This window comes from Citrobacter sp. Cb041 (assembly GCF_030336655.1).
In the GTDB taxonomy this organism is placed as follows: domain Bacteria; phylum Pseudomonadota; class Gammaproteobacteria; order Enterobacterales; family Enterobacteriaceae; genus Citrobacter; species Citrobacter braakii.
Genome location: NZ_JAOWDD010000028.1, coordinates 192963 through 216941, shown reverse-complemented (window position 1 = coordinate 216941; position 23979 = coordinate 192963). Strand labels below are relative to the sequence as shown.

The 23979-nt window shown below is 51.7% G+C and carries 24 protein-coding genes; 15 read left to right on the top strand and 9 right to left on the bottom strand.

Features of this window, described 5'->3' with window-relative positions; genetic code table 11:
• Positions 1-7: 7 nt before the first annotated feature.
• From clpX to bolA, 4 genes are all read right to left on the bottom strand, one after another.
• Positions 8-1282: an ATP-dependent protease ATP-binding subunit ClpX gene (clpX, locus tag OGV52_RS03570; RefSeq protein ID WP_003831013.1), complete on the bottom strand. Its 1275-nt coding sequence runs from the start codon at positions 1280-1282 to the stop codon at positions 8-10.
• A gap of 126 nt (positions 1283-1408) precedes the next feature.
• Positions 1409-2032, bottom strand: a complete 624-nt coding sequence (gene clpP / locus OGV52_RS03565; RefSeq protein WP_003021624.1) for an ATP-dependent Clp endopeptidase proteolytic subunit ClpP — start codon at positions 2030-2032, stop codon at positions 1409-1411.
• A gap of 247 nt (positions 2033-2279) precedes the next feature.
• A complete protein-coding gene (gene tig, locus OGV52_RS03560; protein ID WP_287108096.1) occupies positions 2280-3578 on the bottom strand; it encodes a trigger factor in 1299 nt (432 codons plus the stop codon).
• A 344-nt stretch (positions 3579-3922) separates the two neighbouring features.
• On the bottom strand, positions 3923-4240 hold the full coding sequence (bolA, locus tag OGV52_RS03555) for a transcriptional regulator BolA (protein WP_016152051.1): 318 nt from the start codon (positions 4238-4240) through the stop codon (positions 3923-3925).
• Between the two features lie 306 nt (positions 4241-4546).
• Between bolA and OGV52_RS03550 the strand changes: the two genes are divergently transcribed.
• The 7 genes from OGV52_RS03550 (at position 4547) to cyoE (ending at position 11898) form a co-directional block, all read left to right on the top strand.
• Complete coding sequence (locus OGV52_RS03550; RefSeq protein WP_016152050.1) at positions 4547-5125, top strand: lipoprotein; 579 nt, start codon at positions 4547-4549, stop codon at positions 5123-5125.
• Between the two features lie 44 nt (positions 5126-5169).
• Positions 5170-6645 (top strand): muropeptide MFS transporter AmpG, encoded by a 1476-nt coding sequence (gene ampG / locus OGV52_RS03545; RefSeq protein ID WP_047501919.1) that lies wholly within the window; start codon positions 5170-5172, stop codon positions 6643-6645.
• A 459-nt stretch (positions 6646-7104) separates the two neighbouring features.
• Positions 7105-8052 carry a cytochrome o ubiquinol oxidase subunit II gene (gene cyoA / locus OGV52_RS03540; protein ID WP_003847580.1) on the top strand — a complete coding sequence of 316 codons (948 nt, stop codon included), beginning with the start codon at positions 7105-7107 and terminating at the stop codon, positions 8050-8052.
• A gap of 19 nt (positions 8053-8071) precedes the next feature.
• Entirely contained in the window at positions 8072-10063 is a 1992-nt protein-coding gene (gene cyoB / locus OGV52_RS03535; protein WP_003831008.1) for a cytochrome o ubiquinol oxidase subunit I, read from the top strand.
• On the top strand, positions 10053-10667 hold the full coding sequence (locus tag OGV52_RS03530; protein WP_003831007.1) for a cytochrome o ubiquinol oxidase subunit III: 615 nt from the start codon (positions 10053-10055) through the stop codon (positions 10665-10667). Before cyoB ends, OGV52_RS03530 begins: the two co-directional genes overlap by 11 nt.
• Positions 10667-10996, top strand: a complete 330-nt coding sequence (locus tag OGV52_RS03525) for a cytochrome o ubiquinol oxidase subunit IV (protein ID WP_003831006.1) — start codon at positions 10667-10669, stop codon at positions 10994-10996. Before OGV52_RS03530 ends, OGV52_RS03525 begins: the two co-directional genes overlap by 1 nt.
• Before the next feature lie 11 nt (positions 10997-11007).
• Positions 11008-11898: a heme o synthase gene (cyoE, locus tag OGV52_RS03520; protein WP_003831005.1), complete on the top strand. Its 891-nt coding sequence runs from the start codon at positions 11008-11010 to the stop codon at positions 11896-11898.
• 59 nt (positions 11899-11957) lie between these two features.
• Here the strand turns inward: cyoE and OGV52_RS03515 are convergent, their stop codons facing one another.
• The 3 genes from OGV52_RS03515 to OGV52_RS03505 are packed head-to-tail and all read right to left on the bottom strand — an operon-like array spanning position 11958 to position 13242.
• A complete protein-coding gene (locus OGV52_RS03515; protein ID WP_016152048.1) occupies positions 11958-12281 on the bottom strand; it encodes a DUF1493 family protein in 324 nt (107 codons plus the stop codon).
• Positions 12281-12748: an STM2901 family protein gene (locus OGV52_RS03510; protein WP_016152047.1), complete on the bottom strand. Its 468-nt coding sequence runs from the start codon at positions 12746-12748 to the stop codon at positions 12281-12283. Before OGV52_RS03510 ends, OGV52_RS03515 begins: the two co-directional genes overlap by 1 nt.
• 11 nt (positions 12749-12759) lie before the next feature.
• A complete protein-coding gene (locus OGV52_RS03505; RefSeq protein ID WP_016155861.1) occupies positions 12760-13242 on the bottom strand; it encodes an Hcp family type VI secretion system effector in 483 nt (160 codons plus the stop codon).
• Between the two features lie 182 nt (positions 13243-13424).
• Between OGV52_RS03505 and OGV52_RS03500 the strand changes: the two genes are divergently transcribed.
• The gene (locus OGV52_RS03500) at positions 13425-14789 is read left to right on the top strand and encodes an MFS transporter (protein WP_016152045.1); all 1365 of its coding nucleotides are present in this window, start codon (positions 13425-13427) and stop codon (positions 14787-14789) included.
• A gap of 94 nt (positions 14790-14883) precedes the next feature.
• Here OGV52_RS03500 and OGV52_RS03495 read toward each other — a convergent pair whose 3' ends face one another.
• Positions 14884-15375 carry a YajQ family cyclic di-GMP-binding protein gene (locus OGV52_RS03495; RefSeq protein ID WP_003831002.1) on the bottom strand — a complete coding sequence of 164 codons (492 nt, stop codon included), beginning with the start codon at positions 15373-15375 and terminating at the stop codon, positions 14884-14886.
• Positions 15376-15549: 174 nt separating this feature from the next.
• On the opposite strand from OGV52_RS03495, the gene panE reads away from it, so the two are divergent.
• From panE to OGV52_RS03480, 3 genes are read left to right on the top strand one after another with little or no spacing between them, the layout of a single operon-like run.
• Positions 15550-16461: a 2-dehydropantoate 2-reductase gene (gene panE / locus OGV52_RS03490; RefSeq protein WP_153690669.1), complete on the top strand. Its 912-nt coding sequence runs from the start codon at positions 15550-15552 to the stop codon at positions 16459-16461.
• Positions 16424-17014, top strand: coding sequence for a protein deglycase YajL (gene yajL, locus OGV52_RS03485; RefSeq protein WP_016152043.1), 591 nt, complete (start codon positions 16424-16426; stop codon positions 17012-17014). Before panE ends, yajL begins: the two co-directional genes overlap by 38 nt.
• A gap of 31 nt (positions 17015-17045) precedes the next feature.
• Positions 17046-18125: a hypothetical protein gene (locus OGV52_RS03480; protein WP_353622595.1), complete on the top strand. Its 1080-nt coding sequence runs from the start codon at positions 17046-17048 to the stop codon at positions 18123-18125.
• A gap of 99 nt (positions 18126-18224) precedes the next feature.
• Here OGV52_RS03480 and thiI read toward each other — a convergent pair whose 3' ends face one another.
• On the bottom strand, positions 18225-19673 hold the full coding sequence (gene thiI, locus OGV52_RS03475; RefSeq protein ID WP_005125147.1) for a tRNA uracil 4-sulfurtransferase ThiI: 1449 nt from the start codon (positions 19671-19673) through the stop codon (positions 18225-18227).
• A 208-nt stretch (positions 19674-19881) separates the two neighbouring features.
• Between thiI and xseB the strand changes: the two genes are divergently transcribed.
• Genes xseB through yajO form a run of 4 tightly spaced genes read left to right on the top strand, consistent with a single transcriptional unit; the run spans position 19882 to position 23942 of the window.
• Positions 19882-20124, top strand: a complete 243-nt coding sequence (xseB, locus tag OGV52_RS03470) for an exodeoxyribonuclease VII small subunit (RefSeq protein ID WP_016152040.1) — start codon at positions 19882-19884, stop codon at positions 20122-20124.
• Positions 20125-21024, top strand: a complete 900-nt coding sequence (gene ispA, locus OGV52_RS03465) for a (2E,6E)-farnesyl diphosphate synthase (protein ID WP_016152039.1) — start codon at positions 20125-20127, stop codon at positions 21022-21024. It begins immediately after the preceding gene.
• Between the two features lie 24 nt (positions 21025-21048).
• Positions 21049-22911 carry a 1-deoxy-D-xylulose-5-phosphate synthase gene (gene dxs, locus OGV52_RS03460; RefSeq protein ID WP_049281998.1) on the top strand — a complete coding sequence of 621 codons (1863 nt, stop codon included), beginning with the start codon at positions 21049-21051 and terminating at the stop codon, positions 22909-22911.
• 56 nt (positions 22912-22967) lie between these two features.
• Positions 22968-23942: a 1-deoxyxylulose-5-phosphate synthase YajO gene (gene yajO, locus OGV52_RS03455; RefSeq protein WP_049270173.1), complete on the top strand. Its 975-nt coding sequence runs from the start codon at positions 22968-22970 to the stop codon at positions 23940-23942.
• The last annotated feature ends 37 nt before the right edge of the window (positions 23943-23979 follow it).

Here is a 23979-nt window from a genome sequence, read left to right as displayed (position 1 = left end):
TGATGAATTATTCGCCAGATGCCTGCTGCGCTTCCGGCTTACCGTAAATCAGCAATGGCTTGCTCTGGCCGCCAATCACCGACTCATCGATCACCACTTTTTCGACGTCTTCCATAGAAGGCAGATCGTACATGGTGTCAAGCAGTGCGGCTTCGACGATAGAACGCAGACCACGAGCACCGGTTTTACGTGCCATCGCTTTCTTGGCGATCGCATCCAGCGCTTCCTCACGGAATTCCAGATCAACACCTTCAAGATTGAACAGCGCCTGGTACTGCTTGGTCAGGGCGTTTTTCGGCTCTTTCAGGATCTGGATCAGCGCTTCTTCGCTCAGTTCGCTCAGCGTCGCTACAACCGGCAGACGCCCGATGAACTCAGGGATCAGACCAAATTTGATCAGATCTTCCGGCTCCACCTGCGACAGCAGTTCACCTTCACTGGCTTTATCAGACTGCGCTTTTACCGTTGCGCCAAAACCAATGCCGGAGCCCGTTTCAACACGGTTAGCAATGACTTTATCCAGACCGGCAAAGGCACCGCCACAGATAAACAGGATCTTGGAGGTATCAACCTGCAGGAATTCCTGCTGAGGATGTTTACGCCCCCCCTGCGGTGGAACGGCAGCAACCGTACCTTCGATCAGTTTCAACAGCGCCTGCTGTACGCCTTCGCCGGAAACGTCACGGGTAATGGACGGGTTGTCAGACTTACGAGAAATCTTGTCGATTTCATCGATATAGACGATCCCGCGCTGTGCTTTCTGCACGTCGTAATCGCACTTCTGCAGCAGTTTCTGAATAATATTTTCAACATCTTCACCCACATAACCGGCTTCGGTCAGCGTGGTGGCATCGGCCATAGTGAACGGAACGTCCAGCAGGCGTGCCAGCGTTTCAGCCAGCAGCGTTTTACCGGAACCCGTCGGGCCAATCAGCAGGATGTTACTTTTGCCCAACTCGACGCCATTGCTGGTGTCGCCGTTGCGCAGACGTTTGTAATGGTTGTATACCGCGACCGCCAGCACTTTCTTCGCCTGCTCCTGACCGATAACGTAATCGTCCAGGTGGTTGCGAATTTCATGTGGCGTCGGCAGCGCACTGCGTTCACGGTGCGGTGCTACTTCCTTAATCTCTTCGCGAATGATGTCGTTACATAAATCAACACATTCGTCGCAGATATACACGGATGGTCCGGCAATCAGCTTACGCACTTCATGCTGGCTTTTGCCGCAAAAAGAGCAGTACAACAATTTGCCCGAGCCATCTTTGCGTTTATCTGTCATGGGTCAAAACCTCTTCTTTGTTCTTTGTGCCGCACACGACGACGCAAATGCCATTCTCAGGCGCAAGACGCTAGTCAGCGTTGTGCCGCTCCAGGTAATTATAGCGGTACACCTGCGCGCTGGGCATTAATTACGATGGGTCAAAATCGAGTCGACCAGACCGTACTCTACCGCTTCAGAAGCGGAGAGGAAGCGATCGCGCTCGGTATCACGTTCAATCTGCTCAAGAGATTGACCCGTATGATGCGCCATAAGTTCGTTCATGCGCCCTTTTACCTTCAGGATTTCACGGGCATGAATTTCAATATCCGTTGCCTGGCCCTGGTAACCGCCCAGAGGCTGGTGGATCATGACGCGAGAGTTAGGCAGGCAAAAACGTTTACCTTTCGCCCCGGCAGTCAGCAGGAACGCGCCCATTGAGGCCGCCTGGCCCATACAAATGGTGCTGACGTCCGGCTTAATAAACTGCATGGTGTCATAGATAGACATCCCGGCAGTGATCACTCCACCAGGGGAGTTGATATACAGGTAGATATCTTTTTCTGGGTTTTCTGCTTCCAGGAACAGCATCTGCGCCACGATCAGGTTAGCCATATGGTCTTCGACCTGGCCGGTCAGAAAAATGACGCGTTCCTTAAGTAGACGAGAATAGATATCAAAAGAGCGCTCACCACGTGAGGTCTGTTCAATGACCATCGGCACCAGCGCCATATGGGGTGCAAAGTTATCTCGTTCGCCGCTGTATGACATTTCCGTCTCCTGGATAAAATTTGAAAAAACCTGCTGTGCTGATTGTAACCTTATGGACGGATTATCAGCTAGTCCCTCTGTAATGGGTACGACATCGCCATAATTCAAGCATAACAATCTTTTGTTGTAACGCTAACACTGAAACGCTGTTTTCGCACTCTTCCCATGCAAAATCCGTGACAAAAAAAAACCCGCCACCAAAAGGTGACGGGCTTGCGTACGAAATTCGTGCTAAATAAGCGACGAATTACGCCTGCTGGTTCATCAGCTCGTTGAAGGAAGTGGCTTTTTCAGTCACTTTCGCTTTCGCCAGAACGGCTTCAACAGCCTGCTCTTCCAGAGCGACGTTACGCATGTTGTCCATCAGCTCTTTATTTTTGCTGTAGAACTCAACAACTTCTTTCGGATCTTCGTAAGCAGAAGCCATCTCTTCGATCAGGCCTTTAACGCGATCTTCGTCAGCTTTCAGCTCGTTGGTACGAATCACTTCGCCCAGCAGCAGACCTACAACTACGCGACGCTTAGCCTGTTCTTCGAACAGTTCACGCGGCAGTTCCAGAGCTTGTTTTTCGTTGCCGCCAAAACGCTGTGCAGCCTGACGACGCAGAACATCGATTTCGCTGTCGATCAGAGCAGCCGGAACGTCGATGTCGTTAGCTTTTACCAGACCTTCGATCGCCTGAGATTTAACGCGGTTACGCACAGCGCCTTTCAGCTCGCGTTCCATGTTTTTACGTACTTCAGCGCGCAGACCCGCTACGGAACCATCTTCAACGCCGAAACGTTTGATGAATTCTTCAGTCAGTTCCGGCAGTTCGCGCTCTTCAACTTTCTTCAGGTTGATAACGAACTTAGCGGCTTTACCTTTCAGGTTTTCAGCGTGGTACTCTTCCGGGAAGGTCACATCGATAGTGAACTCTTCGCCAGCTTTGCGGCCTTTAACGCCTTCTTCAAAGCCTGGGATCATACGCCCCTGGCCCATCGCCAGTACGAAGTCAGACGCTTTGCCGCCTTCGAACTCTTCGCCGTCTACAGAGCCGGTGAAGTCGATGGTTACACGGTCTTCTGCATCTGCAGCGCCGTCTTTGTCTTTCCAGGTAGCCTGCTGCTTACGCAGGGTGTCCAGCATCACGTCAACGTCAGCGTCGGTGACTTCAACAACCGGTTTTTCAACTTCGATTGCTTCCAGGCCAGTCAGCTCAACTTCCGGGTAAACTTCGAACTCTACCGCGTAAGTAAAATCTTCACCCAGTTTGTATTCGCCCGGAACGTAGTTCGGTGCGCCAGCCGGATTGATTTTTTCTTTGATGATCGCGTCAACGAAGTTGCGGCTCATCAGGTCGCCCAGAACGTCCTGGCGAACAGACGCGCCATAACGCTGAGCAACAACATTCATCGGTACTTTTCCTTTGCGGAAACCGTCAATACGCACTTTCTTCGCTACGTTGACCAGCTCGCTTTTCACAGCGGTCTCGATGCTGTCAGCAGCGATAGTAATCGTTACACGGCGGCCAAGGCCTTGAGTGGTTTCAACTGAAACTTGCATCTTGTTACCTCAAAAAATCACAGTGCTCGGTCAACTCTTCTCCGCAAGCACAGGTTGTTGGCTTCGCGGAACTGGGATGTTCTCATAAGCAATCACATTCCCTGTCGTCAGAATCATCCCGAAGACATTCCGAAAAATAAGACGCGCATTATAGCGGCATCACTTTTATGAGTCGAGAACGGTTATCGCGCGTTGCTGCGGCTTTTTTCACAATTCCCGGCTAATTTTTGTCTGAATACTGTACGACTGCCCCAGAATTCAGACAAAACAAAACGGCCCGCAGGCCGTTTTCACATAATCTGTAGCAACATACTGGAAAAGCGTCGGTTGTTGCAAATCCGTTTTTACGCGATGCTTCCCGCCCCACGACACGGAGGCGATGCAAAAATCGTATCCTGCAACGCTTCCCACTCCTTAATGGTGTAGGTATGCAGGGCAAGTGCATGAACGGTTGTGGAAAGCTCCACCGTTAAGGTGCTGTAAATCATCCGATGACGATTCAGAAAACGCTCACCTGTAAAGCGATCGCTAACCAGCACAACCTTAAAGTGGCTTTCAGAACCTGCCGGGACATTGTGACGATAGCTTTCATCCACAACTTCGAGGAACACGGGTTGGAACGCTGCCCTTAATTTTTCTTCTATTTGCTCACGAATCATCATGAAGTTTTTCCTCCGACAACGCTGAGATGTCACCCATCCCTTTAAATACTAGCCGCTTTTACCGCTTTCATTACACCTTAGCAACAAAAAATTAGCGTTTGTCTGATTTTCTCAGCCAAATGGATGAAGTTCACTAAATCCTCACTTCGATTTATTGCAAAAAGTCCGTTTATGGTCTCCACAAAGACATAAAACTGACAACACAATGAATTTACATGCGTTACCCACTTCCCCTCATCGTTGGCGATGTTATGATGGCGGGAATTTTCTCCAACCATACAATTTAGATTCGCTGAGAGCCCTGGCATGTTTAAAAAAATCCTCGTCCCGTTTGTCGCGCTGTTTATGTTAGCTGGATGCGCAACGCCGCCGACCACTATTGAAGTTTCCCCGAAAATTACCCTGCCACAGCAGGACCCGAGCCTGATGGGTGTGACCGTTAGCATCAATGGTGCCGACCAGCGTCAGGATCAGGCGCTGGCAAAAGTTACCCGTGACAACCAGCTTGTTACCCTGACCGCGTCCCGCGATCTGCGCTTCCTGCTGCAAGAAGTACTGGAAAAACAGATGACCGCACGCGGTTATATGATTGGGCCAAACGGTGCTGTTAACCTGCAAATCATTGTTAGCCAGCTGTATGCAGACGTGTCCCAGGGTAGCGTGCGCTATAACATCGCCACCAAGGCAGACATCGCCATCATTGCGACTGCTGCTAACGGCAACAAGATGACCAAAAACTACCGCGCAAGCTATTCTGTTGAAGGCGCACTGCAGGCCTCTAACAAAAATATCGCTGACGCCGTTAACAGCGTGCTGACCGATACCATCGCTGATATGTCTCAGGACACCAGCGTTCACGATTTCATCAAGCAGAACGCTCGTTAATTTCTGCCCATATGGCCCGGCGTTCGTCGGGCCTATAGAAGCCCATGTCCAGTCATTACTTACGTATTTTTCAGCAACCACGTTCAGCTATCCTGCTCATACTGGGATTCGCCTCCGGTTTACCGCTCGCACTGACCTCGGGTACGCTTCAGGCATGGATGACGGTCGAGAATATCGATCTTAAAACCATCGGTTTCTTTTCTCTGGTCGGCCAGGCCTACGTGTTTAAGTTCCTCTGGTCTCCGCTAATGGACCGCTACACGCCGCCGTTTTTAGGTCGACGCCGTGGTTGGTTGCTGGCAACTCAGGTGCTGTTACTGATTTCTATCGCCGCGATGGGCTTTCTGGAGCCTGGCACGCAGCTACGCTGGATGGCCGCGCTTGCGGTGGTGATCGCGTTTTGCTCGGCATCGCAGGATATCGTCTTTGACGCATGGAAAACCGACGTGCTACCCGCCGAAGAACGCGGCACCGGCGCGGCTATCAGCGTGCTGGGCTATCGTTTAGGGATGCTGGTTTCCGGTGGGCTGGCTCTGTGGATGGCCGACCGCTGGCTGGGCTGGCAAGGAATGTACTGGCTGATGGCGGCGCTGCTGATACCTTGCATCATTGCTACCCTGCTAGCGCCCGAACCGACTGATGCCATTCCGGTGCCCAAAACGCTGGAGCAAGCGGTTGTGGCACCGCTGCGCGACTTCTTTGGTCGTAACAACGCCTGGCTAATTCTGCTGCTTATCGTTCTATATAAGCTCGGGGATGCCTTTGCCATGAGCCTGACTACAACATTTTTAATCCGCGGCGTCGGATTTGATGCGGGTGAAGTAGGCGTGGTGAATAAAACGCTCGGACTGCTGGCAACCATCGTTGGCGCGCTGTACGGCGGGATCCTGATGCAACGCCTTTCGCTGTTTCGCGCATTGCTGATTTTCGGCATCCTGCAGGGGGCGTCGAATGCGGGCTACTGGCTATTGTCCATCACTGACAAACACATGTTCAGTATGGCCGCCGCCGTCTTCTTTGAAAACCTGTGTGGTGGCATGGGTACGGCAGCGTTTGTCGCCTTATTAATGACGCTGTGCAATAAGTCCTTTTCAGCGACCCAGTTCGCTCTGCTCTCCGCGCTTTCCGCCGTTGGTCGCGTTTACGTTGGCCCGGTAGCAGGTTGGTTTGTTGAAGCGCATGGGTGGCCAACGTTTTATTTGTTCTCTGTGTTTGCCGCTATCCCCGGCCTCATACTGCTGCTGGTTTGTCGTCAGACTCTGGAACATAGCTGGCAAAATGAGAGCTTCATTCCGCGCACGGAATTTCGTAGCGCGTACAGCCTGGCATTAATGACGTTGGTTGCGGGCTGCTGTCTGCTGGTGGTTTGGCTGCTGCTATTAACCATGAACGCGCTGGATTACACCCACTTCTCCTTCCTGCCGGAACTGCTGGAAATCTCGGTGGTGGTCGCGGTCTGCGGGGTCGTTTTTGGTGGATTGCTGGATTATCTGGCACTGCGCAAAACCCGCCTGGCGTAAAAATCCACATTAATATCGCCGTTGTAATCACCCTGCGTAATTATAACGGCTAAATAAACAACAATTACTAAAAATATTATTTGTTATTTTGTGCGCCAAAGAATTTGGAAATTATTGACGCCTTTTATATATACTATTTCCCTTACTCGATTCAGCCACTACAGATTTATTTTTTGTTCTTCAATTGTCTTTTTATTGATAATCAATTGTTAAACAATTGTTTTATTTTCGTATTGGTTATACCAATTGCCCTCAGCACGTCTCCCGCTTGCCCGCTTTCGTTATAACGTGATGTTGCAACAGGTTCTTAAAGTCAAAACGACATATATTGCAACATATGTGACATGCCCGGCAGAACCCAGTAACACAGATCCAAGGATGTTTACAGTAATGTAACCTTCCCGTAAAATGCCCTCACACTTTAAACGCCACCCGGTCCCGTGGAATTGAGGTCGTTAAATGAGACTCAGGAAATACAATAAAAGTTTGGGATGGTTGTCATTAATTGCAGGCACTGCATTACTCAGTGGCTGTAATTCTGCGCTGCTTGACCCTAAAGGACAGATTGGACTGGAACAACGTTCACTGATACTGACGGCATTTGGCCTGATGTTGATTGTCGTTATTCCTGCCATCTTGATGGCTGTTGGTTTCGCCTGGAAGTATCGTGCAAGCAATAAAGATGCGAAGTACAGCCCGAACTGGTCACACTCCAATAAAGTGGAAGCTGTGGTCTGGACGGTGCCGATCTTAATCATCATTTTCCTTGCCGTACTGACCTGGAAAACCACTCACGCTCTTGAGCCAAGCAAACCGCTGGCGCATGACGAGAAGCCCATTACCATTGAAGTGGTTTCCATGGACTGGAAATGGTTCTTCATCTATCCGGAACAAGGTATCGCTACCGTGAATGAAATCGCCTTCCCGGCGAATACTCCGGTTGAGTTCAAAGTGACGTCCAACTCCGTGATGAACTCCTTCTTTATCCCGCGTCTGGGTAGCCAGATTTATGCCATGGCCGGTATGCAGACTCGACTGCATCTGATCGCCAACGAAGTCGGTACTTATGATGGTATCTCCGCAAGCTATAGCGGACCAGGCTTCTCCGGTATGAAGTTCAAGGCTATCGCAACAAAGGACCGCGCCGAATTCGACCAATGGGTTGCTAAAGCTAAACAGTCCACGAACACCATGAGCGACATGGCTGCGTTCGAAAAAGTGGCTGTGCCAAGCGAATACAACCAGGTGGAATACTTCTCCAACGTGAAACCAGATTTGTTTAAAGACGTTATTAACAAATTTATGGCTCACGGTAAGAGCATGGACATGACCCAACCCGAAGGTGAGCACAGCGCACACGAAGGAATGGAAGGCATGGACATGAGCCACGCGGAATCCGCTCACTAAGGGGCCGAGGAAGAATACGATGTTCGGAAAATTGACGCTGGATGCAGTGCCGTTCCATGAACCAATTGTCATGGTTACGATCGCTGCCATTATCATCGGTGGTGCGGCCTTACTGGGCCTAATCACTTACTTCGGTAAGTGGACCTACCTGTGGAAAGAGTGGCTAACTTCGGTTGACCACAAACGCCTTGGCATCATGTATGTCATTGTCGCAATCGTCATGTTGATTCGTGGCTTTGCCGACGCCATCATGATGCGTAGTCAGCAAGCGCTGGCTTCTGCAGGTGAAGCGGGCTTCCTGCCACCTCACCACTACGACCAGATCTTCACGGCTCACGGCGTGATTATGATCTTCTTCGTGGCAATGCCATTTGTTATCGGTCTGATGAACCTGGTGGTTCCGCTGCAGATCGGCGCACGTGACGTTGCATTCCCGTTCCTGAACAACCTGAGCTTCTGGTTCACCGTTGTCGGCGTAATCCTGGTTAACCTGTCTCTGGGCGTGGGTGAATTCGCACAGACCGGTTGGCTGGCGTACCCGCCACTCTCGGGAATAGAGTACAGTCCAAGCGTCGGGGTCGATTATTGGATATGGGCAGTCCAGTTGTCCGGTATTGGTACAACCCTAACCGGGATCAACTTCTTTGTGACCATCATTAAGATGCGTGCGCCAGGAATGACCATGTTCAAGATGCCGGTATTTAGCTGGGCATCGCTGTGTGCGAACATCCTGATTATCGCGTCTTTCCCAATCCTGACGGTTACCGTCGCGTTGCTGACCCTGGATCGCTATTTAGGCACCCATTTCTTTACCAACGATATGGGCGGCAACATGATGATGTACATCAACCTGATTTGGGCCTGGGGCCATCCGGAAGTGTACATTCTGGTTCTGCCGGTCTTCGGTGTGTTCTCCGAAATCGCTGCAACCTTCTCACGTAAACGTCTGTTTGGTTACACCTCACTGGTGTGGGCAACCGTGTGTATCACCGTTCTGTCGTTCGTTGTTTGGCTGCACCACTTCTTCACCATGGGTGCAGGCGCTAACGTAAACGCCTTCTTCGGTATTACCACCATGATTATCGCCATCCCGACCGGGGTGAAGATCTTCAACTGGCTGTTCACCATGTACCAGGGTCGTATCGTATTCCACTCAGCGATGCTGTGGACGATTGGCTTTATCGTTACCTTCTCAGTCGGCGGCATGACCGGCGTACTGCTGGCAGTTCCGGGTGCGGACTTCGTGCTGCACAACAGTCTGTTCCTGATTGCGCACTTCCATAACGTTATCATCGGCGGCGTCGTATTTGGATGCTTCGCAGGTATGACCTACTGGTGGCCAAAAGCGTTTGGCTTCACGCTGAACGAAACCTGGGGTAAACGCGCATTCTGGTTCTGGATCATCGGCTTCTTCGTGGCGTTTATGCCGCTGTATGTGCTGGGCTTTATGGGGATGACCCGTCGCCTCAGCCAGCAGATTGACCCGCAGTTCCATCCGATGCTGGTCGTTGCCGCCTGCGGTGCCGCGCTGATTGCATTGGGTATCCTGTGCCAGCTGATTCAGATCTTCGTTTCTATTCGCGACCGCGAGCAGAACCGCGACCTGACCGGTGACCCATGGGGTGGTCGTACGCTGGAGTGGGCAACCTCTTCCCCGCCTCCGTTCTACAACTTTGCCGTTGTGCCGCACGTTCATGAGCGTGATGCCTTCTGGGAAATGAAAGAAAAAGGTGAAGCGTACAAGCAGCCTGCGCACTATGAAGAAATTCATATGCCGAAAAACAGCGGTGCCGGTATCGTCATTACCGCCTTCGCAACACTGTTTGGTTTCGCCATGATCTGGCATATCTGGTGGCTGGCGATTGCAAGCTTCGCAGGCATGATTATCAGCTGGATTGTGAAAAGCTTTGATGAAGACGTGGATTACTACGTGCCGGTCCCGGAAGTCGAAAAACTGGAAAACCAGCATTTCGATGAGATTACTAAGGCAGGGCTGAAAAATGGCAACTGATACTTTAACGCACGCGACTGCCCACGCGCACGAACACGGGCACCACGATGCAGGCCAGACCAAGATCTTCGGATTCTGGGTCTACCTGATGAGCGACTGCATTCTGTTCTCTATTTTGTTTGCAACCTATGCCGTTCTGGTGAACGGCACCGCAGGTGGCCCAACAGGTAAGGACATTTTTGAACTGCCGTTCGTTCTGGTTGAAACATTCCTGCTGTTATTCAGCTCTATTACTTACGGCATGGCGGCGATCGCCATGTACAAGAACAACAAGAGCCAGGTTATCTCCTGGCTGGCGTTGACCTTCTTGTTCGGTGCCGGATTCATCGGGATGGAACTCTATGAATTCCATCACCTGATTGTTAACGGTATGGGGCCGGATCGCAGCGGCTTCCTGTCTGCGTTCTTCGCGCTGGTCGGCACGCACGGTCTGCACGTCACCTCCGGTCTTATCTGGATGGCGGTGCTGATGGTGCAAGTTGCTCGTCGCGGCCTGACCAGTACTAACCGTACCCGCATCATGTGCCTGAGCCTGTTCTGGCACTTCCTGGATGTGGTGTGGATCTGTGTGTTCACTGTTGTTTATCTGATGGGGGCGATGTAATGAGTCATTCTAACGAGAGCGGCGGCGCATCCCATGGCAGCGTAAAAACCTACATGACAGGTTTTATCCTGTCGATAATCCTGACGGTTATTCCGTTCTGGATGGTCATGACAGGTTCTGCCTCTCCTGCCGTCATTCTGGGAACTATTCTGGCAATGGCAGTGGTACAGATTCTGGTGCACCTGGTGTGCTTCCTGCACATGAATAGCAAATCTGATGAAGGTTGGAACATGACAGCCTTTGTCTTTACTGTGCTAATCATCGCCATCCTGGTTGTGGGCTCCATCTGGATTATGTGGAACCTTAACTACAACATGATGATGCACTAAGAGCGGCGATTATGATGTTTAAGCAATACCTGCAAGTAACAAAACCAGGCATCATCTTTGGCAACCTGATCTCGGTGATTGGGGGATTCCTGCTGGCCTCGAAAGGCAGCATTGATTATCCCCTGTTTATCTACACGTTGGTTGGGGTGTCACTGGTTGTGGCGTCGGGTTGTGTATTTAACAACTACATCGACAGGGATATCGACAGGAAGATGGAGAGGACCAAAAACCGCGTGCTGGTTAAAGGTCTGATTTCCCCTGCGGTCTCGCTGGTATACGCCACCCTGCTGGGTATTGCTGGCTTTATGCTGCTGTGGTTTGGCGCGAACCCTCTGGCCTGCTGGTTGGGGGTAATGGGCTTCGTGGTCTATGTGGGCGTCTATAGCCTGTACATGAAGCGCCATTCCGTTTATGGCACGCTGATTGGCTCACTCTCCGGCGCTGCGCCGCCGGTGATTGGCTACTGCGCCGTAACCGGTGAGTTCGATAGCGGTGCGCTGATTCTGCTGGCTATTTTCAGTCTGTGGCAGATGCCGCACTCTTACGCGATTGCGATTTTCCGCTTTAAGGATTATCAGGCAGCCAACATCCCGGTACTGCCGGTGGTGAAAGGTATTTCGGTCGCGAAGAACCATATCACGCTGTACATCGTGGCGTTTGCTATCGCCACGCTGATGCTCACCCTGGGCGGCTATGCTGGTTATAAATACCTGATTGTTGCTGCGGCGGTGAGTGTCTGGTGGTTGGGCATGGCGCTGCGCGGTTATAAAGTGGAAGATGACAGGGTCTGGGCGCGCAAGCTGTTCGGTTTCTCCATCATCGCCATTACCGCGCTTTCCGTGATGATGTCCGTTGACTTTATGGTGCCAAACTCGCAGAACCTGCTGACTTACGTCTGGTAACGATCTGCTGATACGAAAAGGGTGCCTCCGGCACCCTTTTTTATTGGCAGGGATGTTATTCAGTCATAAAGCCATTTCCCCGCCTTTGCTGACTCTATAATCATCTCTACTGTCAAAGGCTTTAATTCAATTTCAGGAGGATCTTTTTTCCAGAAAGGGTATTCTTGTTCAATATAATTCCTTCCATCAAAGTTCGAATATTCAATATCAAAATGCTCAAATAAATCAGCTAAAAAATCATATGCATCTTCCGGAATAAACTGAAAATCATCCTCCAGGGTCCATTCTTTCGTGACCTGCTTAAGACCAGGCCTAAACCAACGTTCCCTGATTGGGTAATTCTTCATGATGTACTCAATAACTTCAGCTTCATAATTTCTCATCAGAAAGATGTCCACTGTATGCGATCTTTGGGTCGTGCGATGAGGTTGTATTTATCGCGGGTATGTTTTGTCACCGCGAACAAAAGCACGATTAACTGAGCATGCCCGACAAAAGGAACCCAACGGCCTATGTAAGTTGCTATTTGGTTTGTTGGAACCATCTTCAATTTGGAAAACTTCCCCATAGGAGCGTGTAGTCTTAAACCAAACGGGAACCGAGCCCCTTTCAGAAGTTTTCTACATAGAATTGATGCAATACTAGTGCCTGGAGTGTTCGTGGCTGCTGATAGTTTTCCTTTGACAGGAATAAATGGTTGACCGATCAAAACCAGCATAACAGCTTCCGTGGTGATACCTAATGAATCTGCCAACTGCTCAATGAATATCAAATCAAACAGTTCACCCGACGTTACGTTAGCGTGACCATGATACCAATAGGTTCCATTCGCCTCTTCAGTTGTGTCCATTCAATCCCCCATTATGCCGTCTGCCGGTCATTCCATGCGTCGGTATAGATAATGTTCCCGTCGCAATGCTTCCAGGTGATTTTTTCGTAGCGTAATTCTATGGTTTCAAGATGGTTATTATTCATGTCCTCTGGACCAGCCATCGAGGGAGAAACGGAGACAATCCGCACCCCTTCCAGAAACATATTGAAGTATTCAACTTCCTGACCGGCATCATTGATTTTGTACCAACGAATCTCTGCAGACTTAAGATTCTGACCAGAAGCGACAGCTTTGTATAAATACGGGCTGGAGTAGTCAAACTCTTTGACGATCATCATCGGTGAATGTTGGCGTGTGCCTGTTGGCTTGCCTGTACCGTTATCAGTGGGAATAGACAAATTGTGATGAAAGCCTTTAAATTCAATACTGTATTCTCTTCCCTTTACATCACACCCGCCCTTAATCAGCGCACCACCATCGTCATAAATCCACATATTGCCCGGAATCGCCATTTTCCTTTTCCCTCTTTCCATTAGAAATAACCACCAAAAGACTACACCTGTAATTATCGCAAGTAAATTAGTTGCAGTTGTAATTATTTCAATTTTCCCACTACACAATTCCACATATCGTAGAGGTTTACCGCACTCCTTCCCCGCTTTACACTAGGCGCGAAATTAATACAGAGGTGGGAATGAACGATTACAAAATGACGCCCGGTGAGTTGCGCGCCACCTGGGGTTTAGGGACCGTATTCTCGTTGCGCATGCTTGGCATGTTTATGGTTCTGCCGGTTCTGACCACGTACGGTATGGCGCTACAGGGGGCCAGTGAAGCGCTGATTGGCCTTGCCATTGGCATTTATGGTCTGGCGCAAGCCGTTTTCCAGATCCCCTTTGGTCTGCTTTCTGACCGCATCGGTCGTAAGCCGCTTATCGTCGGCGGGCTGGCGGTGTTCGTTCTCGGCAGCGTGATTGCCGCCCTCTCCGATTCAATCTGGGGCATTATTCTCGGTCGCGCTTTGCAAGGCTCTGGCGCGATTGCCGCCGCCGTGATGGCGCTGCTTTCCGACTTAACCCGTGAGCAAAACCGTACCAAAGCGATGGCGTTTATCGGCGTCAGCTTTGGTATCACCTTCGCCATTGCGATGGTGCTAGGACCGATCGTTACCCATGCGCTGGGTCTACACGCGCTGTTCTGGATGATTGCAGCTCTTGCAACCACCGGCATTGTGCTGACTATTTGGGTCGTTCCCAATAGCACCAGCCACGTGCTGAACCGCGAATCTGGCATGGTAAAAGGCAGCTTCAGCAAAGTGCTGGCGGAACCCAAACTGCTCAAGCTTAACTTTGGCATCATGTGTCTGCACATTTTGTTGATGTCCACTTTCGTCGCCTTACCGGGCCAACTGGCGAAAGCCGGTTTCCCCGCCGCAGAACACTGGAAAATTTATCTGGTGACGATGCTGCTGTCCTTTGTTTCCGTGGTGCCGTTCATCATTTACGCAGAAGTGAAGCGGCGGATGAAGCGCGTATTCCTCGCCTGCGTGTTACTGATCCTTATCGCAGAGATTGTATTGTGGAGCGCTAACGTGCGTTTTTGGGGGCTGATTGCAGGCGTTCAGATATTCTTCCTCGCCTTCAACCTGATGGAGGCCCTCCTCCCCTCGCTTATCAGCAAAGAGTCTCCGGCTGGCTATAAAGGCACGGCGATGGGCGTTTACTCCACCAGCCAGTTTCTTGGCGTGGCGATTGGCGGTTCGCTCGGCGGTTGGGTGGTCGAAATGTTTGATGGTCAGGCGGTATTCCTGGCCGGCGCGCTTCTGGCGGCAGTTTGGTTGTTGGTGGCAAGCACAATGAAAGAGCCGCCGTATGTCAGCAGCCTGCGAGTGGAAATCCCACCTGAGATTGCCGCAGATGACACCCTTAAGCAGCGTCTGCTGGCTAAAGAAGGGATAAGCGAAGTGTTAATTGTAGCGAAAGAGCATTCGGCTTACGTGAAAATCGACAGCAAAGTGACGAATCGATTTGAGGTTGAACAGGCCATCAGTCAGGCGTGAAGAGTGCCAGATGGCGACTATCGTTTGAGCCGGCCTACAAATAGCGTGTGCAACCTGTAGGCCGGATAAGCGTAGCGCCATCAGGCATTACGACTTAATCGCGGAAGTTCTTAAACTGGAACGGCTGGCCGAGATCGCCGCCGCGAACCAGCGCCATAACGGATTGCAGATCGTCACGCGCCTTGCCGGTCACGCGGATTTCTTCGCCCTGAATCTGCGCCTGCACCTTCAGTTTGCTGTCTTTGATCAGCTTGACGATTTTCTTTTGCACCGCGCTTTCAATGCCCTGTTTCAGCTTAGCTTCAACAAACCAGGTTTTACCGCTGTGCACGAAGGTTTCTGGTACGTCCAACGAAGTGCCTTCAATACCACGTTTCAGCAGCTTGGCACGTAAAATATCCAGCAACTGATTGACCTGGAAATCAGACTCGCTTAGCACCTTAATCGTCTTATTCGACTCGTTCAGCTCAAAAGTCGCTTCAACGCCACGAAAATCAAAGCGTGACTCCACTTCACGGCTGGCGTTATCTACCGCGTTACGGGCTTCCTGAAGATCAACTTCAGAAACAATATCGAAAGATGGCATCTTTTCCTCTCCCTTCATTTTTGATGCGAAGCATAATACCTGCAAAGTTACACAACAGACAGCGCTATACTAGGCTGTATCCTTTAATTGTACGTGGTGCTAATACCTGCGAACAATAATGGGGTACGGCCGATATGGATTAACACCTGGTGATGTTGCAGGTGAGGAGGAAGAATGAAAATTACCGTACTGGGATGTGGAGCGTTAGGACAGCTTTGGCTAACCACGCTGTGCAAACATGGACATGAGGTTCAGGGGTGGCTACGCGTACCGCAACCCTATTGCAGCGTTAACCTGATCGACACGGATGGGTCAGTATTCAATGAATCCCTGACGGCAAACGACCCCGATTTTTTGGCGAAAAGCGACCTGTTGCTTGTCACTCTGAAAGCCTGGCAGGTTTCTGATGCGGTCAAAGGCCTGGCCTCCATTCTGCCTGACACCACTCCCATTCTGCTGATTCACAACGGTATGGGGACGATTGAAGAGTTGCATAACATTAAGCAACCTCTATTGATGGGCACCACAACCCACGCGGCACGCCGTGACGGCAACGTGATCATTCATGTCGCTCAGGGAACAACAAGGATTGGTCCGGCGCGTGAACAAGACGGTGATTTCAGTTATCTGGCTGAAGTCCTGCAAGAGGTGCTGCCGGACGTCGCCTGGCACAACAATATTCGCGCTGAGTTGTGGCGTAAGCTGGCCGTCAACTGCGTCATTAACCCGCTGACCGCATTATGGGATTGCTCAAATGGAGAGTTACGCCATCATCCTGAAAAAATAGCGCTCATCTGCGAGGAGGTGGCGGCGGTCATTGAACGCGAAGGCCACCACACATCTGTGGATGATTTACGCTATTATGTTGAGCAAGTGATTGACAGTACGGCGGAAAATATCTCATCAATGCTGCAAGACATACACGCCCTGCGCCATACTGAGATCGACTACATTACCGGTTATTTGTTAAAACGCGCCCGCGCGCACGGCATCGCCGTCCCGGAAAATGCCCGCCTGTTTGAAATGGTTAAGAGAAAGGAAAGTGAGTATGAGCGCTCAAGCACTGGTATGTCTCGCCCCTGGTAGTGAAGAGACCGAAGCGGTCACCACTATCGATCTGCTGGTTCGCGGCGGAATTAAGGTCACGACTGCAAGCGTTGCCAGCGATGGCGGCCTGACGATCGTGTGCTCACGCGGCGTAAAACTACTGGCGGATGCCCCATTAGTGGAAGTTGCTGACGGGGATTTCGACATTATCGTGCTGCCCGGCGGTATTAAAGGCGCCGAGTGTTTTCGCGACAGCCCTCTGCTTGTCGAAACCGTGAAACAGTTTCATCGCTCCGGGCGCATTGTCGCGGCAATTTGCGCCGCTGCCGCCACAGTCCTCGTCCCACACGATATTTTCCCCATCGGTAACATGACCGGTTTTCCGGCGCTGAAAGACAATATTCCCACTGACCAGTGGCAGGATAAGCGCGTCGTATGGGATCCGCGCGTCAATCTGTTAACCAGCCAGGGACCGGGAACCTCAATCGATTTCGGTTTAAAAATCATTGATCTCCTGGTGAGTCGCGAAAAAGCTTACGAAGTGGCATCACAACTGGTGATGGCTGCGGGAATTTATAACTACTACGAGTAATCTTCAGGCCACTCGCATTCAAGGAATTATGATGAAAGGATATCTGAGCGGAGTGGCTTTACTGCTCCTTCCCGGCTACGCCAGTGCGACTCAACTTGAAATTGAGAGCCTTGAGTATCGCTATCCCGCAAGCACTGAGATGCAATATCGCGTGCCGTGGTTTACCTCAACGGATAACCCACAGGTTGCAAAACGCATTAACGATTATATTTTCACAAGCTTTATCAATCAGCTACCGGGAAATAATCCACGAGCGACCGTGAATCAGTTTGCGAAATCAGAGATGAATCCCACCGCAAACCTTGACTACACGGTTGAGTATCGCGACGCCAAAGTGTTGACCCTCAACATGTTTGTCGAAGGCTGCGGGGCGTATTGCGAGTCGTACAATGTACCGATCAGCTTCGATTTAGCCAACGGCGCGACAATTACCCTTAACGACCTCTTTTCCCGCTCCACGATGACCGAATTAAACACCCGCATCAGAAAAGATATCCGCAGCCAAATTGATACCTTTGTTGACGCACAGAAATCACAAAAGCCGGAGCAAATAAAAGAAGACGGTGGAGATTCTGGCTTTGCCGAATTCTACGCATCGTGTGCAACCTACACCGACGGTCTGTACTACATCGACAAATTCGCCCTGCAAAAAGACCATCTGGCTTTCCTGAACGGACGTTGTAGCAACCACGCCAATCGCGCGGGTGACGAACTGGGCGATTTCACCACGAAAATCCCGACCGTTGAACTGCATAATCAGCTCACGCCTTACGGCCAGTATCTGACTACCGCAAAGAGATCTACACCGGTTTCGCCAGCACCCGGCATTGACGGCAAGGTCATGTACGGCACGTTGGGAAAAAGCATGCGTATTGTGTTGAAGGTCGACTGCAAATACGGTGATTTTTTTGAAGGGGCTTACTTTTACCAAAAATTTGGCGCACCGATTGAATTAAACGGTAAATGCGACACAGCCGACAATCAACATTATGTACTTAAGACCTCTGCCGCTGAACAATCGGAAGAGAAGATAACGCTGGAGTTAAAAGACGGCGTCTATCAGGGTGTCTGGGAGTCGAACGGGAAAAAGCTCCCCATCCGTTTTGAATAATATTGTTATATTGCCGGATGGCAGCGTAAACAATTTATCAGGCCTACAAAACATACCGCTTGCAGGCCTGATAAGCGCAGCACCCTCAGGCAAAAGTCACTACGGGCGATATACCTTCACGTTTTCAAAGCCCTGCTCGCGCAGATACAGCGCCTGCAGACGGCTCATCACTCCGCGTTCACACCACAGCAGCCAGGTTTTACTCTGGTCCAGATCGCCGAATTTGGTGCTCAATTTGTAGAACGGCAGAGAAACGACGTCCACACCGTCAACCTTCAGCGGTTTGTCATCCTGTTCATCCACAGAGCGGATATCCAGAATCACATCGTTCGGGCCGAAGCCGCTCACGGTTTCCACTTCCACCACGGTCTGCTGCGTCTGCTGGGCGATATCACGAATATCGATATTGTTCGCTTCTTCAACCACTTTATCGAGGATAGAGAAATCGAAGTTTTCTTCTTCGGCCTCAATCTTCGCTTTAATCGCTTTCACCGTCGGGCTTTTTGAAATCACACCGCAGTATTCCGGCATGGTACGGGCAAAGTCCTCAGTACCAATTTCACGCGCCAGATTAATGATGTGCTCCTTATCATGGGAGATAAGCGGGCGCAGGATCAGGGTGTCAGAAACGTTATCGATCAGGCGCAGGTTGGTCAGCGTCTGGCTGGACACCTGGCCCAGCGCTTCACCGGTTACCAGCGCCTGTACGCCGTAGCGCTCAGCGACTTTCGACGCTGCACGAACCATCATACGTTTAAGGACCACGCCCATCTGACCGTCGTCGACTTTCTCCAGGATCTCGCCAACCACCGGCTCAAAGTTGATCGCGACAAAACGCACGCGATGCGAGCTACCAAAGCGGTTCCACAGATAATGCGCCACCTGACGAACGCCGATTTCATGCGCTGCGCCGCCGAGATTAAAGAAGCAGTAGTGCACACGGCAGCCGCGACGCATCAGCATATAGCTGGACACGCCGGAGTCGAAACCACCGGAAATCAGCGACAGTACATCTTCCTGCGTCCCGATCGGGAAACCGCCAATACCTTCATAGCGGCCTTTAACCAGCAGCAGACGGTCGTTTTCGATTTCAAGATTAACCGTCACGTCCGGCTTCGTCAGCTTCACGCGCGCGGATTCAATATGCTGGTTCAGTCCACCGCCAACATAGCGTTCCACCTCAATAGAGCTAAACTCATGCTTACCGCGACGCTTAACGCGTACGCAGAAGGTTTTGCCTTCCAGTTGATCGCGATACTGCACCAGCGCTTTCTCGAAAATATCGTGCATATCGGTAAACGGCACGTCTTCAACTTCGAGAATATGGTGGATCCCCGGAATACGGGTCAGCGCGTCGCGAATATCCAGGCGCTGGCTTTCATCTTTAGCGCGAACCTCAACGTGATCCCAGTGGCGGACAACGGCAAGGTCTTCATCATAGTGCTTTAAAACGTTACGAATGTTCCCTGTCAGAATTTTTATAAAGCGCAAACGCACAGATTGGCTTTTGATGGTGATTTCTGGGAACAATTTAATGATAAACTTCATGGCGGCAATGGTTCTTTGGCAAGTCTGAATGACTTGTAATGGAAAAAAATACAGCAGCCCATACCCTGCGGCTGCATCCAGGCGCGCAAGTATACCACCATCATGGTCATCCTGTGCACATCGCCTTACCATTGCGCGTTATTTGCTTATCAGTGCGAGTCCGTTACCATAGTCTTGTGCTGCCAATACAGAGAGTCAGACATTCATTATGCCGAAGAAAAATGAAGCGCCAGCCAGTTTTGAAACAGCGCTGAGCGACCTGGAACAGATTGTTACCCGTCTGGAAAGCGGCGACCTGCCGCTGGAAGAAGCGCTGAACGAATTTGAACGTGGCGTACAGTTAGCACGTCAGGGACAGGTCAAGTTGCAGCAGGCTGAACAGCGCGTACAAATCCTGCTGTCAGATACTGAAGACGCCGCCCTTACGCCTTTCACACCGGATAATGAGTAAATGGATTTTACGCAGCAGCTACAGGCTTGCGTTGAGCAGGCCAACCAGGCACTGAGCCGTTTTATCGCGCCATTGCCCTTTCAGAACACTCCCGTGGTCGAAACCATGCAATATGGCGCATTATTAGGCGGTAAACGTCTGCGCCCGTTTCTGGTGTATGCGACCGGTCAGATGTTTGGCGTCAGCCTGAGTACGCTTGATGCTCCCGCTGCCGCCGTCGAGTGTATCCATGCCTATTCGCTGATGCACGATGACTTACCCGCGATGGACGACGATGACCTGCGCCGCGGTCTGCCGACCTGCCACGTAAAATTTGGCGAGGCTAATGCGATCCTGGCCGGAGATGCGCTACAGACGCTGGCGTTCTCCATTATCAGCGACGCCCCGATGCCGGAAGTTTCTGACCGTGACCGCATCGCGATGATCTCTGAACTGGCCCAGGCCAGCGGTATCGCCGGTATGTGCGGCGGTCAGGCGTTGGATCTGGACGCTGAAGGCCATCAGGTAGAATTGGATGCGCTGGAGCGTATTCACCGCCATAAAACCGGGGCATTGATTCGCGCCGCCGTGCGTCTGGGTGCGTTAAGCGCTGGCGATAAAGGTCGAGAATGCCTGGCAATACTCGACAAGTACGCAGAAAGCATCGGTCTGGCCTTCCAGGTTCAGGATGACATCCTGGATGTGGTAGGCGATACTGCAACATTGGGTAAACGTCAGGGTGCTGACCAGCAGCTTGGCAAAAGTACCTATCCTGCACTTCTGGGTCTTGAGCAAGCCCAGAATAAAGCCCGGGATTTAATTGAGGATGCCCGCCAGTCGCTAAGTTTGCTGGCCGCACAGTCACTCGATACCTCGGCACTGGAAGCGCTAGCGGACTACATAATCCAGCGTGATAAATAAACCAACATATCCCATGAGCTTGCGATGAGTTTTGATATAGCCAAATACCCGACCCTGGCGCTGGTCGACTCCACTCAGGAGTTACGCCTGCTGCCAAAAGAGAGCCTGCCAAAGCTTTGCGACGAACTGCGCCGCTATTTGCTCGACAGCGTAAGCCGTTCCAGCGGGCACTTCGCCTCTGGTCTGGGCACGGTGGAACTCACCGTAGCGCTGCACTACGTCTACAACACCCCGTTTGACCAGTTAATCTGGGATGTGGGACATCAGGCTTACCCGCACAAAATTCTGACCGGCCGCCGCGATAAAATCGGCACCATCCGGCAGAAAGGCGGTTTGCATCCATTCCCATGGCGCGGTGAGAGCGAATATGACGTACTGAGCGTTGGGCACTCCTCAACCTCCATCAGCGCAGGTATCGGTATTGCGGTTGCCGCCGAGAAAGAAGGCAAGGAACGCCGTACCGTTTGTGTGATTGGGGACGGTGCAATCACCGCAGGCATGGCATTTGAAGCGATGAACCACGCGGGTGATATTAAGCCCGACATGCTGGTTATCCTCAACGACAACGAAATGTCGATTTCAGAGAACGTCGGCGCGCTGAACAATCACCTGGCGCAACTGCTCTCAGGCAAACTCTACTCCTCGCTGCGCGAAGGCGGGAAGAAAGTGTTCTCCGGTGTACCACCGATTAAAGAACTGCTCAAACGTACCGAAGAGCACATCAAAGGCATGGTTGTGCCGGGTACGCTGTTTGAAGAGCTGGGCTTTAACTATATTGGTCCGGTGGACGGTCACGACGTGCTGGGGCTTATCACCACGCTTAAGAACATGCGCGATCTCAAAGGTCCACAGTTCCTGCACATCATGACCAAAAAAGGTCGTGGCTACGAGCCTGCGGAAAAAGATCCGATTACGTTCCACGCGGTACCAAAATTCGATCCATCCAGCGGATGTCTGCCGAAAAGCAGCGGCGGCCTGCCGAGCTATTCAAAGATCTTCGGTGACTGGCTGTGTGAGACCGCGGCGAAAGACAATAAGCTGATGGCGATCACCCCGGCGATGCGCGAAGGCTCCGGTATGGTGGAGTTCTCACGTAAGTTCCCGGACCGCTACTTTGATGTGGCGATTGCCGAGCAGCACGCGGTGACGTTTGCGGCCGGTCTGGCGATTGGCGGTTATAAGCCGGTCGTGGCTATTTACTCCACCTTCCTGCAGCGCGCTTACGATCAGGTACTGCATGATGTCGCCATCCAGAAACTGCCGGTCCTGTTCGCCGTCGATCGGGCGGGTATCGTTGGCGCAGATGGACAAACCCACCAAGGGGCGTTCGACCTCTCTTTCCTGCGCTGCATCCCGGAAATGGTCATTATGACCCCAAGCGATGAGAACGAATGTCGCCAGATGCTGTTCACCGGCTATCACTACAACGACGGTCCAACGGTCGTACGTTATCCGCGCGGTAACGCGGTGGGTGTTGAGCTGGCGCCGCTGGAACATCTGCCAATCGGCAAAGGCATCGTGAAGCGTCACGGGGAGAAAGTGGCGATTCTCAACTTCGGCACCCTAATGCCGGAAGCCGCTCAGGTCGCAGAGTCACTGAACGCCACGCTGGTTGATATGCGCTTTGTGAAACCGTTGGATGAAACGTTGATCCTCGAAATGGCAGCCCAACACGAGGTGCTGGTCACCCTCGAAGAGAATGCCATTATGGGCGGCGCTGGTAGCGGCGTAAACGAAGTGCTGATGGCCCATCGCAAGCCTGTTCCGGTGCTGAACATTGGCCTGCCTGACTTCTTCATCCCGCAGGGGACTCAGGACGAGGCTCGCGCCGAACTGGGACTTAATGCCGCCGGAATTGAGGCCAAAATCAAGGCCTGGCTGGCATAATCCCCTCCCCGCTCCTGCTATGCTTAACTCATCACGAGCATAGCAGGAGTGGATTAATGAAATACAACACCTTAGGAAAAACCGACCTACGGGTCTCCCGCCTTTGCCTGGGTTGCATGACGTTTGGCGAGCCCAATCGCGGCAATCACGCCTGGACGCTACCTGAAGAAAGCAGCCGCCCGATAATCAAACACGCTCTTGAAGGCGGCATTAACTTTTTTGATACCGCCAACAGCTACTCCGCTGGTAGCAGCGAAGAGATTGTCGGCCGCGCGCTGCGTGATTTCGCCCGCCGCGAAGAGGTCGTGGTCGCCACCAAGGTTTTTCACCAGGTTGATGATTTAGCGGAAGGATTATCCCGCGCACAAATCTTGCGCTCAATCGACGATAGCCTCAGACGCCTGGGTATGGACTATGTGGACATCCTGCAAATTCACCGCTGGGATTACAATACGCCTATCGAAGAAACGCTGGAAGCCCTTAACGACGTAGTGAAAGCCGGTAAAGCTCGCTATATTGGCGCCTCATCCATGCACGCGTCTCAGTTTGCTCAGGCGCTGGCCTTACAGAAACAACACGGCTGGGCGCAGTTCGTTAGCATGCAGGATCACTACAACCTGATCTACCGTGAGGAAGAACGCGAAATGCTGCCGCTTTGCTATCAGGAAGGCGTCGCGGTGATCCCTTGGAGTCCGCTGGCGCGTGGTCGCCTGACGCGCCCCTGGGGAGAAACGACCGCACGTCTGGTTTCTGATGAAGTCGGTAAAAATTTATACAGTGACAGCGATGAAAACGACGCGCAAATTGCCGCGCGGCTGACCGGTGTCAGTGAGGAATTAGGCGTAACGCGTGCGCAGGTTGCGCTGGCCTGGCTGCTGAGCAAACCGGGGGTGGCAGCGCCGATTATTGGCACTTCGCGCGAGGAACAGCTGGATGAGTTACTTAATGCGGTGGATTTGACGCTGAAGCCGGAGCAGATTGCCGAGCTGGAAACGCCGTACAAACAGCATCCGGTGGTCGGATTTAAATAATCTGGCATTGCCCGATGGCGCTGCGCTTATCGGGCCT